A 14,395-nucleotide genomic window follows, 5' to 3' on the forward strand; every position below is an offset into this window, starting at 1 on the left:
CGGGTCGAACAGGATGACACCAGCGTAAACGGGACGCGGCCCGGTTATCTTCCGGTTAGGCTCCTGAGGTGATCAGCGGCACACCCCTGCCCCTCGTGGGCACGGAGCCACACCTGCGTGCGGACGCGGTGCGCAACCGGGCCCGCCTGCTGGAGGCCGCGGCCAGGCTGGCGGCCGAGCACGGCGCGGCCGCGCTCACCATGGAGATGGTGGCGGCCGCGGCCGGCGTCGGCAAGGGCACGGTGTCGCGCCGCTTCGGCGACCGCAACGGCCTGCTGCAGGCGTTGCTCGACCACGCGGAACGGCAGTTCCAGGAGGCGTTCCTCAGCGGCCCGCCACCGTTGGGCCCCGGCGCCGACGCGGACGCGCGGCTCCGTGCGTTCGGACCGGCCCTGCTGCGCCACGAACGCACGCACCGCGACCTCTACCTCGCCGCCGAACCCACGCCGCAGCGCCGGTTCGCGGTCCCGGCCAAACGGCTGCGCCACGCCCACGTCGCGGCACTGGTCCGCACGCTGCTCCCGGGCGCCGACGCCGACCTGCTCGCCCACACCCTGCTGGCCTCGGTGGACGTCGTCCTCGTGGGCCACCTGGTGACCGACCACGGCATGACCGCGCACCGGCTGGAGGCGGGCTGGCACGACCTGCTCGACCGGCTGCTGCCGGTCACTCGTGGTTGAGCGCCCCCGACCGGAACACCGCGAGCTCCGCACCGCCGAACCCCGCGGCGCGCACCACCTCGGCCAGCCCCGCCCTGACCTCCGGCCGCTCGGCCAGCTGCGGGTCGAGCTCGACCCGCCCGACGTCGCCGAGGTCGCGCACCCGCAGGTCCCTGGAGGGCGTGCCGGCGTCGGCCAGCCAGGCCCGCACGGCCACCTCGGCGCGTTCCACCCTGGCCAGTCGCGCGGGCGTGATCGTGAGCCCGTACCGCACCCGGCTCGCCAGGCACGGCTGCGCCGGTTTGTCCCACGTGGACAGCCGCCACAGCCGGCTCACCGCCCGGACGTCGGCCTTCGTCATCCCCAGCTCCCGCAACGGCGTGTGCACACCGATCTCGTCACCGGCGCGGATGCCGGGCCGGAACGGGTCCCGCGCGTCGTCGGCGTTCGTGCCGGTCGCCACCGCCGTCAGCCCGTGCTCCCGCGCGACCGCCGTGATGGCGTCCAGGACCGTGGACTTGCAGAAGTAGCACCGGTCACGGCCGTTCGCGACGTACCCGGGACTGTCCAGCTCGGAGGTGGCGGGCGCGATGTGCCGCACCCCGAGGTCGTGCGCGAAGGCGACGGCGCCCGTGAGCTCGGCGGCGGCGAGACTGGCCGAGTCGGCGGTGACCGCGAGAACGGCGTCCGGCCCACTGGCCCGCACGGCGGCGGCCAGCACCAGCGCCGAGTCCGCGCCGCCGGAGAACGCGACCGCGACCGGCCCGATCCCGGCGAGCCGCACGACGAGCCGGGCCGCGGTGGTGGCGGTGTGCATCAATGCTCCTTCGGCAGTTCCGCGGCCATGGCCAGCACGGAGCGCAGCGGCAGCCCCGTCTGCCTGGCCACGGCGGCGGCGTCGTCGTACTCGGGCTTGCCGTGGTGCGGTCCGTGCTTGCGGCGCACCGGCATGCCGTGCACCCGCACGACATCGCTGGTGCGGGCCACGGCCGTGCGCCGCACCGCCGTCCGCCGCACACCGAGGGTGCCGGTCTCGGCGAACATCAGCCGTTCGAGCGCGTCGGCGTTCTCGGGCGTGGCCAGTGCGTGCAGCACGTGCGCGGGCCGGCCCTTCTTCATCACGGCCGGGGTGGTCCAGCTGTCGAGGGCGCCGCTGTCGAGCAGCAGGCCGACGACGTGGCCGAGGACCTCGCCGGTGACGTCGTCGAGGTTGGTCTCCAGCACGACGAGGTCCCGCGTGTCCGGTGGCGGGTGGTGTGGCGGTGGTTGGTGGTGTGGCGGTGGTTGGTGGTGCGGCGGGGCGGCGGTGTCGAGGAGCTGGGGGTCGTCGGCGGTGGGGGCGCCGGGGGCGGCTTCGGCCGCGCAACTGGCGGTTCCGTCGGCTGCGGGGGCACCGGGGGCGGCAACGCCCGTGGTTCCGCTGGCCGCGGCGACACACGGGGCGGCTCCCACCACGGCCGCGCGACTGGCGGCTTCACCGACCCCGGGGACGCGCGGGTCGGCGCCTACGGCGGCAACATCCGTGGTTCCGCTGGCCGCGGCGGCACTCGGGGCGGCCCCCACCACGGCCGCGCGACTGGCGGCTTCACCGACCCTGGGGACGCGCGGGTCGGCGCCTACGGCGGCAACATCCGTGGTTCCGCTGGCCGCGGCGGCACTCGGGGCGGCCCCCATCACGGCCGCGCGGCTCGGGATTTCGCCGCCCTGGGCGTCGCCGGTGTCGGGTTCGGCTGCGGCGGAGGCTGCGGTCGCGCCTTCCAGCGCGCCCGTGTGGGCGACACGTACCGCACCGAGGCCACGGGATTCGCCTGCGTCGCCGACACCGTGAACGGTGCCCACCGCCGCCGCGCTGCTACCGGTGTCCCCGCCCGAGGCGCCGGCGTGGTCGGCGTCCGTGACGGCGAGGCCACGGGTGTTCCCGGCCACCGCGCCGGTGTGGGCGGCACCCACCGCAGCACCGAGGCCACGGCGTTTGTCCGTGTCGCCGTGCACCGCAGCAGTGCTGCCGTGGTCGGCACCCGCCGCGGCGGCGAGGCCACGGGCCTCCCCGGCCACCGCGCCGGTGCGGTGCGCTCCCACCGGGTCGCCGATCCGCACCACGGCGACGTTCGGCCGGTCGGGCAGTGTCCTCGTTCCCGCCCCGTAGCCGGTGGCGGTCAACCGCATCGGCGGGGGCGGGCGGTAGTCGGCCGACATCGCGCGCAGCAGGGCGGCGGCGGTCGGGGTGACGGTCTCGCCGGTCAGGGGCGTGCCGGTGACCACCGCGCCCTCCAGCAGTGCCGCGGTCGCCGGTGCCGGGCAGGGCAGCACGCCGTGGGCCGTCCTGACCGAGCCGGTACCGAGCGGCAGCGGCTCGCAGTGGACGGTTCCGACACCGAGCGCGTGCAGGGCGGCGGCGACGCCGACGACGTCCACGAGCGTGTCGTGGCCGCCGAGCTCGTGCAGGTGCACCTCGTCGGGGTCCTCGCCGTGCAGGCGGCCCTCCACCTCGGCCACGGCCCGCAGGGCGGCCACCGCCAGGTCCGCGACGGGCCGGGAGCGCACCCGGCGGGCCATGGCGATCAAGTCGCCCGCCTTGCGGCTCGTGGCGTCGTCGGAGACCGCGACGACCGCCCGGCGGGCGCTGAGGCCGTGGGTGAGGACCCGTTCGACGGTGAGGTCCCAGCCGGTCAGGCCGGTGTCGGCGACGGCGGCGCGGACGGCGTCCAGCGACGCGCCGGCGTCGACCAGCGCGGCCAGCAGCATGTCACCGGCCAGCCCGGTGAACGGCGCGATGACGCAGATCCGGTTCATGGCGCGCTCCAGCGGAGAAGGCCAGGTACAGCGACGGAACCGCGAGCCGGGCTCGGGACGGCGCTCGGCCGGGACCCGAACGCCACGGCAACCGGACCGCAGGCCCGGCCCGCGACCACACCCCGGCAAGACCCGGACACCACGGCACCCGAACCACAAGCCCCGCCCACGACACAGCGGGCTCCAGACACGCGCGAACCCCGCATCCCACACACCCCCCGGCAAACCGCAGACACGCCCGAACCGCGTTCCCGGCTCATCACGCCACCCCGGCCGGACGCGGACACCACGGCGGCCGAACCGCGTTCCCGGTTCACAGCGCGCCCCGGCGAGCCACCCGTGACAGCCGGAACGCCGCCATCGCCGCCCCGAACCCGGAGTCGATGTTCACCACGGTGATCCCGGCCGCGCAGGACGCGTGCATCGCCAGCAACGCGGTGATCCCCTCCAGCCCGGCGCCGTACCCGGTCGACGTCGGCACGGCGACCACCGGGCACGCGACGAGCCCACCGATCGCGCTGGCCAGCGCACCCTCCATGCCCGCGACGACGATCACGGTGTCCGCCGCGCGCAACCGGTCCTGCTCGGCGAGCAGGCGGTGCAGCCCGGCCACGCCCACGTCGGTGACGGTGGTGACGTCGAGCCCGACGGCCGTGGCGATGGCGGCGGCCTCGTGGGCCACGGGCTGGTCGGCGGTACCGGCGGCGGCGACCACGACGGTGAACCCGGTCGGTGCGGCCGGGCGCCAGCCGAGGAGGCGGGCCGCGGGGTCGTACGTGCCGTCGGGCACCTCACTCACCACAGCGGCCGCGACTTCAGGGGCAACGCGGGTGGCGAGCACCGGACCGTCGTTGTGCCGCAGCAGGGTGCGGACGATCGAGGTGATCTGGGCCGCGGTCTTGCCGGTGCCGTAGACGACCTCCGGCAGTCCCTGGCGGGCCTCGCGGCCGACGTCCACCCTGGCGAAACCCAGGTCCACGGCGTCCGGTCCGGTCACGCCGCCCCTCCCCTCGCCACGACGGACGGCAGCTCGCGCCCGATCTGCGCCAGCAGCTCCGGCGCCCGGCTGACGGCGGCGTCGAGGTTTCCGGCGCGGGCCAGCAACGACCACGCCGCGCTCACGCCGGCCGCGCGCAGCTGGTCCGCGGAGAGGCGGACGTCGCCCGCGACGACCACGACCGGGACGCCGTGCCGCCGGGCCGCCTCCGTCACGCCGACGGGGGCCTTGCCGCGCAGGCTCTGCTCGTCGAACCGGCCCTCGCCGACCACGACGAGCGCGGCGGTGCGCAGGGCCTCCTCGACGCCGATCTCGGCCAGGACGAAGTCCGCGCCGGACGCGCGGCGGGCGCCGAGGGCGGCCAGCGCGGCGAAGCCGGTGCCACCGGCCGCACCCGCACCCGGTTCGCCGCTCAGGTCACGGCCGGTCTCGGCGGCGAGGACGGCCGCGAACCGGCGCAGGCCGCGTTCCAGCACCTCCACGTCCCGCGGTGACGCGCCCTTCTGCGGGCCGAACACCGCGGCGGCACCGGACGGGCCGGTCAGCGGGTTGTCCACATCGGACACCAGCGTCACCCGTGCCAGCCGCAGCCGGAAGTCCAGACCGGACAGGTCCACGTGGGCCACGCCGGTCAGCGCGGCACCGCCCGGCCCGACCGGCGCGCCGCGGGAGTCGGTGATCCGGGCGCCGAGTGCGCGCAGCAGGCCCGCTCCCCCGTCGGTCGTGGCGCTGCCGCCCACCGCGAGCACGATGTCGAGGCAGCCGTGGTCGAGCGCGGCACGGATCAGCTCGCCGGTGCCGTGGCTGTCGGCGACCAGCGGGGCGAGCCGGCCGTCCGGTAACGCGTCGAGGCCGCTCGCCGTGGCCAGCTCGACCACCGCGCGGGTACCGCGCACGGCGAACGCGGCCCGCACCGGCCGTCCGGTGGGGCCGGTGACGTCGACGTGGACCTCGCGGTACCCGGCCTGGGCCAGTGCCGCGAGCGTGCCCTCGCCGCCGTCCGCGACCGGCATCGCCACCGCGGCACCGCCCGCGTCGACCACCCCGGCGACAACGGCGGCACAGGCCTGCGCCGCGGTCAGGCAGCCGCGGAACTTGTCGAGGCAGACGAGCACCTTGCCGCTCATCGGCGGCCCCCGGTGACGTACGGGATCGTCTGCGGCCCTTCGGGAAGCACGCACAGGCGGGCACCGGGCCCCGCCGCCGCGAGCGCCTCCCGCACCGCGAGGGAGATGTCCGCCGTCTGCTCCAGGTGCGCGGTGGCCAGGTCGGCGTCGCTGAGGTGCGAGGTGTGCATGACCACCCGGCAGTCGGCCTGGATGCGCGCCTGGATCTGCACCTGCCACTGGTCGGGCACGGTGACCTCGCGCGCGGAGATCTCCGCGAACAACGCCGCCGGCGAGTCGGCGGAGGCGAGGACCTCGCGGTACGAGCCGTGGTCGGGGAAACCGTCGCGGCACTCGGCGGCGCACACGATCGTGCCGCCCGGCCGCACCACCTGGTAGGCCGCCGACATGCCCTTCACCGACTGGTAGAGGTTCTGGTCGAGCGGGTAGCCGGAGTTGGTCGTCACCACGACGTCGAACAGGTGCGGCACCGGCTGCATCGCGACTTCACGGGCCGTGCGCACGGCCTCCGCGTGCATGTCGAGCAGGTCTCCGCCGAACGCGGCGACGACCTCCTTGTCCTGGTTCAGCACGACGTCGAACCCGAAGGTCACGCCGGTGGCGGCCGCGATGGCGCGCACGTCGTCGTGCACCGGGTTGCCCTCGATGACGCCCCACGTCGCCCGCGGGTGCCCGATCCGCCGCGCGTCGTGCAGCACCAGCACCGTCTCCAGCGCGGCGAGGCCCGGCGCGACGAGCTTCGGCCCGCCGGAGAACCCGGCGAAGAAGTGCGGTTCGACGAACCCGGTGGTGATCCGCACGTCCGCGGCGACCCACTCGCTGTTGAGCCACACCGGCACGTCCGCGCCGAGCCGGCCCAGCCACGTCAGGCTGTCGCGGTCACGGGCGTCGTGGTTGACGATCCGCACCGAGTCGACCACCTCGTCGCCGAACATCGCCCGCAGCTCGGCGTCGGTGTTGCCGCGGTGGGTGCCGGTGGCGACCAGCACCACGACGTCGGCGGGGTCGACCAGCCCGTCGAGCTCCTCCAGGACCGCCGGGATCATCAGGTGCCGCGGCTGCGGGCGCGTGCCGTCGCAGGCCGAGATCGCCACGGTCTGGCCGCGCCGCACCCGGCTGCGCAGCGGCGGACCCGCGACCGGGGACCGCAACGCCCGCCGCAGAACGTCCCGCGGTGGCTCGGAGACCCGGTGGTGCCGCGGTGTCACGACCGTGGTCACCGCCGGGTCGACGCGGAGGTCCAGCCCGGTCTCGCCGTAGGCCAGCCGCACGGTCCGCATCACCGCTCCCCCAACCGGTAGACGCGGGCGGCCGTGCCGGCGAACACCTCGGCGCGCTCGTCCGCCGACAGGCCCGCGGTCAGCTCCTCCGCGGCGCCCAGCACGTCCTCGTAGGAGGCGGCGAGCAGGCACACCGGCCAGTCCGAGCCGACCATCAGCCGACCGGGCCCGAACACCTCCAGCGCGACGTCGACGACCGGCCGCAGGTCCTCTGCGGTCCACTGTGGACCCGCCTCGGTCACCAGCCCGGACACCTTCGCGGTCACGTTCGGCTCGGCCGCCAGCGCCGCGAGGTGTGTCGCCCACGGCTGGTACTCCCGGTGCGCGATGTCCGGTTTGGACAGGTGGTCGACGGCGAACCGCAGGTCCGGCACCGACCGCACCGCCACCAGCGCCGCGGGCAGCTGGTGCGGCCGGGTCAGCACGTCGTAGGCCAGCCCGGCGTCGCGCACCGCCCGCAGCCCGGCCAGCACCGCGGGCCGCATGAGCCAGTCCGGGTCCGGCTCGGACTGCACGAGGTGCCGCACGCCCACCAGCCGGTCGCCGCCGGGCCCCGACCTCAGCCGGTCCAGCTGCTCGGCCACGTCGGGCGCGGTGAGGTCCACCCAGCCCACGACACCGGCGATCAGGTCGGAGTCCTTCGCCAGCGCCAGGAACTCCGCCGTCTCCTCGACGTCGGGAAGCACCTGGACCAGCACCGTGGCATCCACCCCGGCCAGCTCGGTCACCGCGCGGAGGTCGGCGGGACCGAAGTCGCGCCGGATCCGCTCGACCTCCGGCGCGTCGAGCCAGTCCTGCGGCCGGGCGGACAGGTCCCACAGGTGGTGGTGGGCGTCGATCCGGCGCGGCGCGGTCATGCCTGTCCGATCCGGTGCCGCTGCACGCCCAGGCGGTCGACGCTCACCTCGACGGTGTCGCCCTCGCGCAGGTAGCCGAAGTCGTTCACGCCGAGCGCCACCCCGGCGGGCGTGCCGGTGTTCACCACGTCACCGGGTTCGAGGACCATGAACTGGCTGAGGTACCAGATGACGTGGTGCACGCCGAACACCATGTTCTTCGTGTTCCCGTCCTGGCGCAGCTCGCCGTTGACGCTCAGCCGCAGCCCGAGCGCCTGCGGGTCGCCCACCTCGTCCGCGGTGACCAGCCACGGCCCCAGCGGGTTGAACGTCTCGCAGGACTTGCCCTTGGTCCACTGGCCGCCGCGCTCGATCTGGAACTCGCGCTCGCTGACGTCGTCGGAGACCGCGTAGCCCGCGATCACGCCCGCCGCGTCCGCCGGGCTGTCCAGATACCGCGCGGTGGCACCGAGAACGACCGCCAGCTCCACCTCGTAGTCGGTCTTCGTGCTCTTCCTGGGGATCAGCACGGTGTCGTTCGGCCCGACGACCGTGTTGGTGTTCTTCATGAACACCACGGGTTCACTCGGCGGTTGCGCCGAGGTCTCCGCCGCGTGGTCGGAGTAGTTGAGCCCGATGCAGACCAGCGCACCGGGACGGGCGACCGGCGCGCCGATCCGCAGTCCGGTGACGTCCAGCTCCGGCAGTCCGGCCAGCGCGGCACGCACCCGTGCCACACCGCCGTCCGCGAGGAAGTCACCGCTGATCTCGCTCGTCACCGGGCGCAGGTCACGCGCCTGGCCGGCGTCGTCCAGCACCACGGGGATCTCGGTGCCGGGATCGCCCACTCGCAGCAGTCGCATTGCCGTTCCTCATCCGTTCTTCGTCGATGCCGTTGTCGGAGTCAGGGGGTCGGTACGCCGGCCCCGAGCAGTCCTTCGTCGCGCAGCTCCGCCCACAGCCCGGCGGGCGGGGGCGTGTCGAACGCGGCCACGTTCGCGCGGATCTCGGCCTCGGTGCGGGCACCGACCAGCACGCCGGTCACCGCCGGGTGGCCGAGGGGGAACCACAGCGCCGCGGCCGGCAGCGTCGTGCCGTGCCGTGCGCAGACGGCGGCGATCCGGCGGGCCCGGCCGACGACCTCCGCCGGGGCGGTCCGGTAGTCGTAGGTGGCGTCGTCCGGCACGTCCTGCGTGGCGAGCAGGCCGGAGTTGAACAGCCCGGCGGCGACCACGTCCACCCCGCGCTCCGCGCACAGCGGCAGGAGCTCGGCCAGTGCGGGCTGTTCGAGCAGGGTGTAGCGGTTGGCGAGCAGCACCGCGTCGACCGTGTCCACTTCGGACGCGCGCACGAACCGAGCGAGCAGCTCCCACTGGTTCATCCCGGCCCCGATCGCGCCGACGACGCCCTGCTCGCGCAGCTCCACCAGTGCGGGCAGCGCCTCGCCGGCCGCCTGCTCCCAGTGGTCGTCCGGGTCGTGCAGGTACACCACGTCCACCCGGTCGAGCCCGAGGCGGTCCAGCGACGACTCCAGGCTCCTGCGCACGCCGTCCGCGCTGAAGTCCCACACGCGGCGGTGCGTCGCCGGTACCGCGAAGCCCTCCGGGTCGAGCCCGGCACCACCGGCGTCGGGCACCAGCAGCCGTCCCACCTTGGTGGACACCACGAACTCGGCACGCGGCCGGTCCCGCAGTGCGGCGCCCAGCCGTCGTTCCGCGAGGCCCAGCCCGTAGTGCGGAGCGGTGTCGAAGATCCGGACGCCGGCCTCCCACGCCGCGTCGACGACCGCGCGGGCGGCGTCGTCGCTCACCTCGGTGTACAGGTTGCCCAGCGGGGACGTGCCGAGGCCGAGCCGGCTGCGCTGGTCAGCCACGGGGACGCAGCCGCAGCGCGTCCATGCCGCCGTCGACGGCGAGCACGGTTCCCGTGGTGGAACCGGACAGCGGGCTCGCGAGGTACGCGATCGCCCCGGCCACCTCGTCGGCGCTGACGAGCCGGCCGTGCGGTTGCCTGGCCTCCAGCGCCGCGAGCTCGGCCGCCGGGTCCGTCGTCGAGTCGAGGAGCCTGCGCACCCACGGGGTGTCGGCGGTGCCGGGCGCCACGGCGTTCACGCGGACGCCCTCGCGGACGTGGTCGGCGGCGAGCGCGCGGGTCAGCGCGTGCACGGCACCCTTGCTCGCCGAGTAGACGGCCCGTTGCGGCAGACCGGCGGTCCCGGCGATCGAGCCGGTGTTCACGATGGCGGCGGCGCTGGACTTCCGCAGGTGCGGCAGGGCGGCGCGGGCCACCCTGGCCATCCCCAGCACGTTGACGTCGAACACCTTCAGCCACTCGGCGTCGGTCGCGGCGGTCACGTCACCCTGCGCGCCGATGCCCGCGTTGTTCACCACGACGTCGAGGCCGCCGAAGTGCTCGGCCACCGCCGCCACGGCCGCGCGGACGCTCTCGTCGTCCGTGACGTCGGCCCGCACGAACAACATGCCCTCCGGCAGGTCCTCCGCCGCGAGGTCGAGCACGGCGACGCGCGCACCGCGGGCGGCCAGCAGCTCGGCGGTGCTCCTGCCGATGCCGGAACCACCACCGGTGACCAGCGCCACCAGCCCGTCGAAGTCACCCATGACCGATCGCTCCGTTCGTCGAATGCTTGCGGGACAGGCGAATTGCGTCCGCAGCGCGGAGGCGTCGCCCGGTGCGCGGCGGCAGCGCAGGTGGTCTACCGGTCCAGGCGGCCGGGTTCGCCCACGCCGGTGCGCCGCACCAGCCACGCCTCGGTGATGTGGGTGAACATGGCCTCGGCGGCACCTTCCGGGTCGTGCGCCGCGATGCGCTCGCAGATGCGGCGGTGCCCCTGGTTGGAGGCCGCGCACAGCTCGCGGTCGGTTCTGCCCATGTAGCGGGCGGTGTTGAAGACCTGGCTCTCCAGCGACCGCACGACACCCCTGGCGATCCGGTTGCCGGACGCGCGCATGATCGTGTCGTGGAAGGCGTGGTCCTGCTCGCGGTAGGCGACCGGGTCGTCCACCAGCTGGTCCATCAGGTCCACGAGGTCGCGCAGCGCGGCGACGGTGGCCTCGTCCGCGGTGCGGGCGGCGACCTGCGCCATGTCGGACTCCAGCAGCCTGCGGGTGACCACCAGGTCGTCCAGGACGCCCAGCGTCTCGTCCTCGGCGACCACAGCCCCCAGCACCAGCTCGTCGAGCACGTTCCACATCGACGGCGGCGTGACCATGGTGCCCGCACCCTGGCGAACCTGGACCAAACCCTTCTCCTGCAACACCTTCACCGCCTCGCGGATGACGGTCCTGCTCACCGAGAAGGTCTCGCACAGCACGGGTTCCGGCGGCAGCGAGGTGCCCGACGGGTGGTCGCCGCGCACGATCCGCTCCACCAGCTCTGTCGTGATCGCCCTGGCCAGGTTCGCCGGCCGGCGCACCCAGCCCGGCGCGGAGTGCGCGCCCACCGTCGCGTTCGGTTGCTGGCCCGATGCCGTCATTCGTTCCTCCGGTCGCGCCCCGGCCGAAGCACCGCGGCGTGCAACGAGCCTACCCCGAATGACCCGTTGACGTAATACGTCATACGACTTACGTTCAGCACACACCTCGTCGGGCCGCTTTCGCCCGGCCATCCGTCTCGAGAAGTGAGCAGCGATGAAGCAGCGGACACTGTGGTCTGCCGCCCTGGTGGCGGGGCTGGCGTTGACAGCGGGATGCGGGAGCGCCGCCGGACCCGGCACGTCGTCCGGCGGCTCCGGTGACAAGCTCGTGGTCTGGGACTGGAAGTCCGGCGACGCGAAGGCGGCCGGCTACCTGGAGAAGGCCAAGGCGGACTTCGCGAAGAAGCACCCCGACGTCAAGGTCGAGTTCGTGGCGCAGCCGTTCGACCAGTACTACACCCTGCTCGGAGCGGCCATCCAGTCCGGCAAGGGTCCCGACGTCATCCTGTTCAACGGCGGCGGCCAGATCCGCGACCGGTCCGACGCGCTCGCCCCGCTCGACTCCCACGTCGCCGAGGACCGCGCGCGGCTGGCCGGCTGGGACGCGTTCACCAAGGACGGCAAGGTCTACGCGGAGCCGGTGACGTTGCAGGGCCACCCGATCTACTACAACAAGGACCTCTACCAGAAGGCCGGTCTGGACCCCGAGGCCCCCGCGAAGACCTGGGACGACTTCGTCCGCAACTGCGGTGCCATCACCCAGAAGACCGGCGCGAAGTGCTTCGCGCTGGGCAACAAGGAGGGCATCGGCATCCAGTTCTTCCTGTCCGCCATGGGATCGGCGGTGCTGACCCCGCAGGAGTACGACGACTGGATCGCCGGGAAGCGCGACTGGTCCTCACCGGACGTCAAGCGGATCTTCGAGCTGTGGAAGCAGACCGGTGAGGCCGGGCTCAACACCGACGGCGCCAACTCCACCGCGATGTTCAACGACGCGTTCGCCGCGTTCAACTCCGCCAAGGCGGCCAACGTCATCGGCCTGATGTCCGATGTCGGGCACTGGAAGGACTTCGCCGAGTTCCTCACGCCGGAGAAGGTCGGCGTCATGCGGGCGCCGGTGGTCAACCCGGCCGCGAAGCCGAGCCTGGCCTACGACGGCGGCATCGGCTACGCGGTCGCGAAGTGGACGAAGGACCAGAAGCTCGCCGCGGACCTGGTGCGGTCGCTGACCTCGACCGAGGCGCTCAAGGCGTTCTACCTCGACGGTGGCGCGATCGCCTCCGACACCACGATCGACACCTCCGCCGGCGGTCCCGCGGTCAAGACGATCGTCACCGAGGTCAAGTCCGGCAAGCCCGCCCTGCACGTCGCCTTGTCGTCCAAGACGATCGACCTCATGGGACGGCTCTCGCAGCAGCTGCTCAGCGGCTCGACCACGGTGGACGAGGTGCTGCAGCAGCTGGCCGCCTCCGACAAGACGGGCTGACCGGCGTGACGGCACCCCCTCTGTCTCCCGCGGGCCCGGCCACGACCGGGCCCGCCGGGGCGACCGCGCGCCCCGCACGGCGGCCCCGCGGCGGCCCGCGGTCCGAGCGCCTGGCTCCCCTGGTCCTGCTGGCACCGGCCGTGCTCGTCATCGCCGGCCTGCGGCTGTGGCCGCTGGTGCTCGGGATCAACTTCTCCTTCACCGGCGACGGCGAGCGCAACGGCCTGCCGGTCGGCTTCGACAACTACGTGACCCTGCTGCACGACCCGCTCTTCCGCACCGCGCTGCGCAACGTCGGCCTGCTCGTGCTGCTGCTTCCGGTGGCGGTGGCGATCCCCGGCCTGCTCGCGACGTTCATCTTCCTGAAGGTGCCGGGACACCGGCTGTACCGCGGCGTGTACTTCTTCCCCGCCGTGCTGTCGCCGGTCATCGTCGGTGCGATCTTCACCCTGCTGCTGGCGTTCGACGGCCCGCTCAACGCGCTGCTCGGCGGGCTGGGCCTCGGGCCGGTGGACTGGCTGGGCGACCCCGACGTGGCGATCTTCGCGGTCGTCGGCGTGCACGTGTGGGCGACGTTCGGCATGGCACTGGTGGTCTTCCTGGCCGGGTTCGCCACGCTCGACGCCTCGCTGCTCGACGCGGCGAAGGTCGACGGCGCGTCGCTGGGGCAGACGATCCGGCACGTGGTCGTGCCGAGCCTGTCCCGCACGATCCAGTTCGTCTTCGTCACCACGATGATCGGCATGCTGACGTCGATGTTCGGCCTGGTGTACGTGATGACGAGCGGCGGGCCGGAGGGGTCGACCTACCTGCCCGAGTACTACGTCTGGATCCAGCAGGGGCAGATGAACCAGCCCGCGCTCGCCTCGGCGGCGTCCACCGCGTTGTTCCTGATCATGCTCGTGGTGGGGCTGGCCCAGATCGGGATCCTGCGGCGCGCGGGCAAGGAGGACTGATGACCGGCACCCGGCTGACCAGGTGGGTGGTCGCGATCCCGATGGCGCTGCTCGCGCTGGCGACGGTCTACCCGCTGGTGTTCACCACCAACGTCGCCATGAAGACCCGCCGCGAGTACGTCCTCGACCGGTTCTCCCTGGCCGAGTCGTTCAGCCTCGACAACGTCGTCAAGGCGTGGACGAGCGTGGGGATGTCGCGGTACTTCCTGAACTCGGTGGTCGTCGTGACGTGCTCGGTCGCGTTGCTGCTGCTGATCGGGTCGATGGCGGGCTTCGCGCTCGCCCGGCTGCGCTTCCGCGGTTCCTCCGCGCTGTTCCTGGGGGTGCTCGCGGCGTTGTTCATCCCGTTCCAGGTGATCATGGTGCCGCTGGCGCGGATCATGGCCGACACCGGTCTCGTGGACACCTACCCCGGGCTGGTCCTCGCCTACGTGGCGCAGTTCCTGCCGTTCACGATCTTCCTGCTGACCAGCTACTACTCGACCGTGCCGCCGGAGATCGTGGACGCCGCGCGCATCGACGGGAACTCCGTCTACGGCGTCTACTGGCGGATCATGCTCCCGATCGGCGCGCCCGCGCTGCTGTCGGTCGGCGTGCTCAACGCGCTCTTCTGCTGGAACGACGTGCTCATCTCGTTGCTGATGATGCCGTCCGCCGAGCACCGCACGCTCATGGTCGGGGTGACGTCGTTGCGCGGGCAGTACTCCGACGACATCCCCACGTTCGCCTCCGGTGTGCTGATCGCCGCGGTCCCCGTCCTGGTCGTGTACCTGTTCCTGCAACGACAGATCGCCGACGGGGTCACCGCCGGGTCGACGAAGGGCTGAC

The 14,395-nt window shown here is 73.6% G+C and carries 14 protein-coding genes; 4 read left to right on the top strand and 10 right to left on the bottom strand.

Annotated elements, in window-relative coordinates; translation table 11 throughout:
- The first annotated feature begins 68 nt into the window (after positions 1-68).
- Positions 69-680, top strand: coding sequence for a TetR/AcrR family transcriptional regulator (locus tag ADL03_RS21465; protein ID WP_231642100.1), 612 nt, complete (start codon positions 69-71; stop codon positions 678-680).
- On the opposite strand, the gene ADL03_RS21470 is transcribed toward ADL03_RS21465, so the two are convergent.
- The 10 genes from ADL03_RS21470 to ADL03_RS21515 form a co-directional block, all read right to left on the bottom strand.
- Positions 667-1,476: an ATP-dependent sacrificial sulfur transferase LarE gene (locus ADL03_RS21470; protein WP_053735304.1), complete on the bottom strand. Its 810-nt coding sequence runs from the start codon at positions 1,474-1,476 to the stop codon at positions 667-669. The genes ADL03_RS21465 and ADL03_RS21470 overlap by 14 nt on opposite strands.
- Entirely contained in the window at positions 1,476-3,452 is a 1,977-nt protein-coding gene (larC, locus tag ADL03_RS50510; RefSeq protein ID WP_197288529.1) for a nickel insertion protein, read from the bottom strand. Before larC ends, ADL03_RS21470 begins: the two co-directional genes overlap by 1 nt.
- Before the next feature lie 313 nt (positions 3,453-3,765).
- Positions 3,766-4,449: a nickel pincer cofactor biosynthesis protein LarB gene (gene larB, locus ADL03_RS21480; protein WP_082373336.1), complete on the bottom strand. Its 684-nt coding sequence runs from the start codon at positions 4,447-4,449 to the stop codon at positions 3,766-3,768.
- Entirely contained in the window at positions 4,446-5,576 is a 1,131-nt protein-coding gene (locus tag ADL03_RS21485) for a glycerate kinase (RefSeq protein WP_157529057.1), read from the bottom strand. Before ADL03_RS21485 ends, larB begins: the two co-directional genes overlap by 4 nt.
- Complete coding sequence (gene larA / locus ADL03_RS21490) at positions 5,573-6,856, bottom strand: nickel-dependent lactate racemase (protein ID WP_053735305.1); 1,284 nt, start codon at positions 6,854-6,856, stop codon at positions 5,573-5,575. The genes ADL03_RS21485 and larA overlap by 4 nt, the downstream gene beginning before the upstream one ends.
- Positions 6,856-7,713: an amidohydrolase gene (locus ADL03_RS21495; protein WP_053735306.1), complete on the bottom strand. Its 858-nt coding sequence runs from the start codon at positions 7,711-7,713 to the stop codon at positions 6,856-6,858. The genes larA and ADL03_RS21495 overlap by 1 nt, the downstream gene beginning before the upstream one ends.
- Positions 7,710-8,555 carry a fumarylacetoacetate hydrolase family protein gene (locus ADL03_RS21500; protein WP_053735307.1) on the bottom strand — a complete coding sequence of 282 codons (846 nt, stop codon included), beginning with the start codon at positions 8,553-8,555 and terminating at the stop codon, positions 7,710-7,712. The genes ADL03_RS21495 and ADL03_RS21500 overlap by 4 nt, the downstream gene beginning before the upstream one ends.
- 41 nt (positions 8,556-8,596) lie before the next feature.
- Entirely contained in the window at positions 8,597-9,565 is a 969-nt protein-coding gene (locus ADL03_RS21505) for an aldo/keto reductase (RefSeq protein ID WP_053735308.1), read from the bottom strand.
- Complete coding sequence (locus ADL03_RS21510; protein ID WP_053735309.1) at positions 9,558-10,310, bottom strand: SDR family NAD(P)-dependent oxidoreductase; 753 nt, start codon at positions 10,308-10,310, stop codon at positions 9,558-9,560. The genes ADL03_RS21505 and ADL03_RS21510 overlap by 8 nt, the downstream gene beginning before the upstream one ends.
- 95 nt (positions 10,311-10,405) lie before the next feature.
- Positions 10,406-11,185 carry a FadR/GntR family transcriptional regulator gene (locus ADL03_RS21515; protein ID WP_082373337.1) on the bottom strand — a complete coding sequence of 260 codons (780 nt, stop codon included), beginning with the start codon at positions 11,183-11,185 and terminating at the stop codon, positions 10,406-10,408.
- A 154-nt stretch (positions 11,186-11,339) separates the two neighbouring features.
- Here ADL03_RS21515 and ADL03_RS21520 point away from each other — a divergent pair, with 154 nt between their 5' ends.
- The 3 genes from ADL03_RS21520 to ADL03_RS21530 are packed head-to-tail and all read left to right on the top strand — an operon-like array spanning position 11,340 to position 14,394.
- Complete coding sequence (locus ADL03_RS21520; RefSeq protein WP_053735310.1) at positions 11,340-12,611, top strand: ABC transporter substrate-binding protein; 1,272 nt, start codon at positions 11,340-11,342, stop codon at positions 12,609-12,611.
- A gap of 5 nt (positions 12,612-12,616) precedes the next feature.
- Positions 12,617-13,567: a carbohydrate ABC transporter permease gene (locus ADL03_RS21525; protein WP_197288530.1), complete on the top strand. Its 951-nt coding sequence runs from the start codon at positions 12,617-12,619 to the stop codon at positions 13,565-13,567.
- Positions 13,567-14,394: a carbohydrate ABC transporter permease gene (locus ADL03_RS21530; RefSeq protein WP_053735311.1), complete on the top strand. Its 828-nt coding sequence runs from the start codon at positions 13,567-13,569 to the stop codon at positions 14,392-14,394. The genes ADL03_RS21525 and ADL03_RS21530 overlap by 1 nt, the downstream gene beginning before the upstream one ends.
- Position 14,395: the final 1 nt, after the last annotated feature.

It is taken from the genome of Nocardia sp. NRRL S-836 (genome assembly GCF_001279525.1).
Lineage (GTDB): Bacteria > Actinomycetota > Actinomycetes > Mycobacteriales > Pseudonocardiaceae > Lentzea.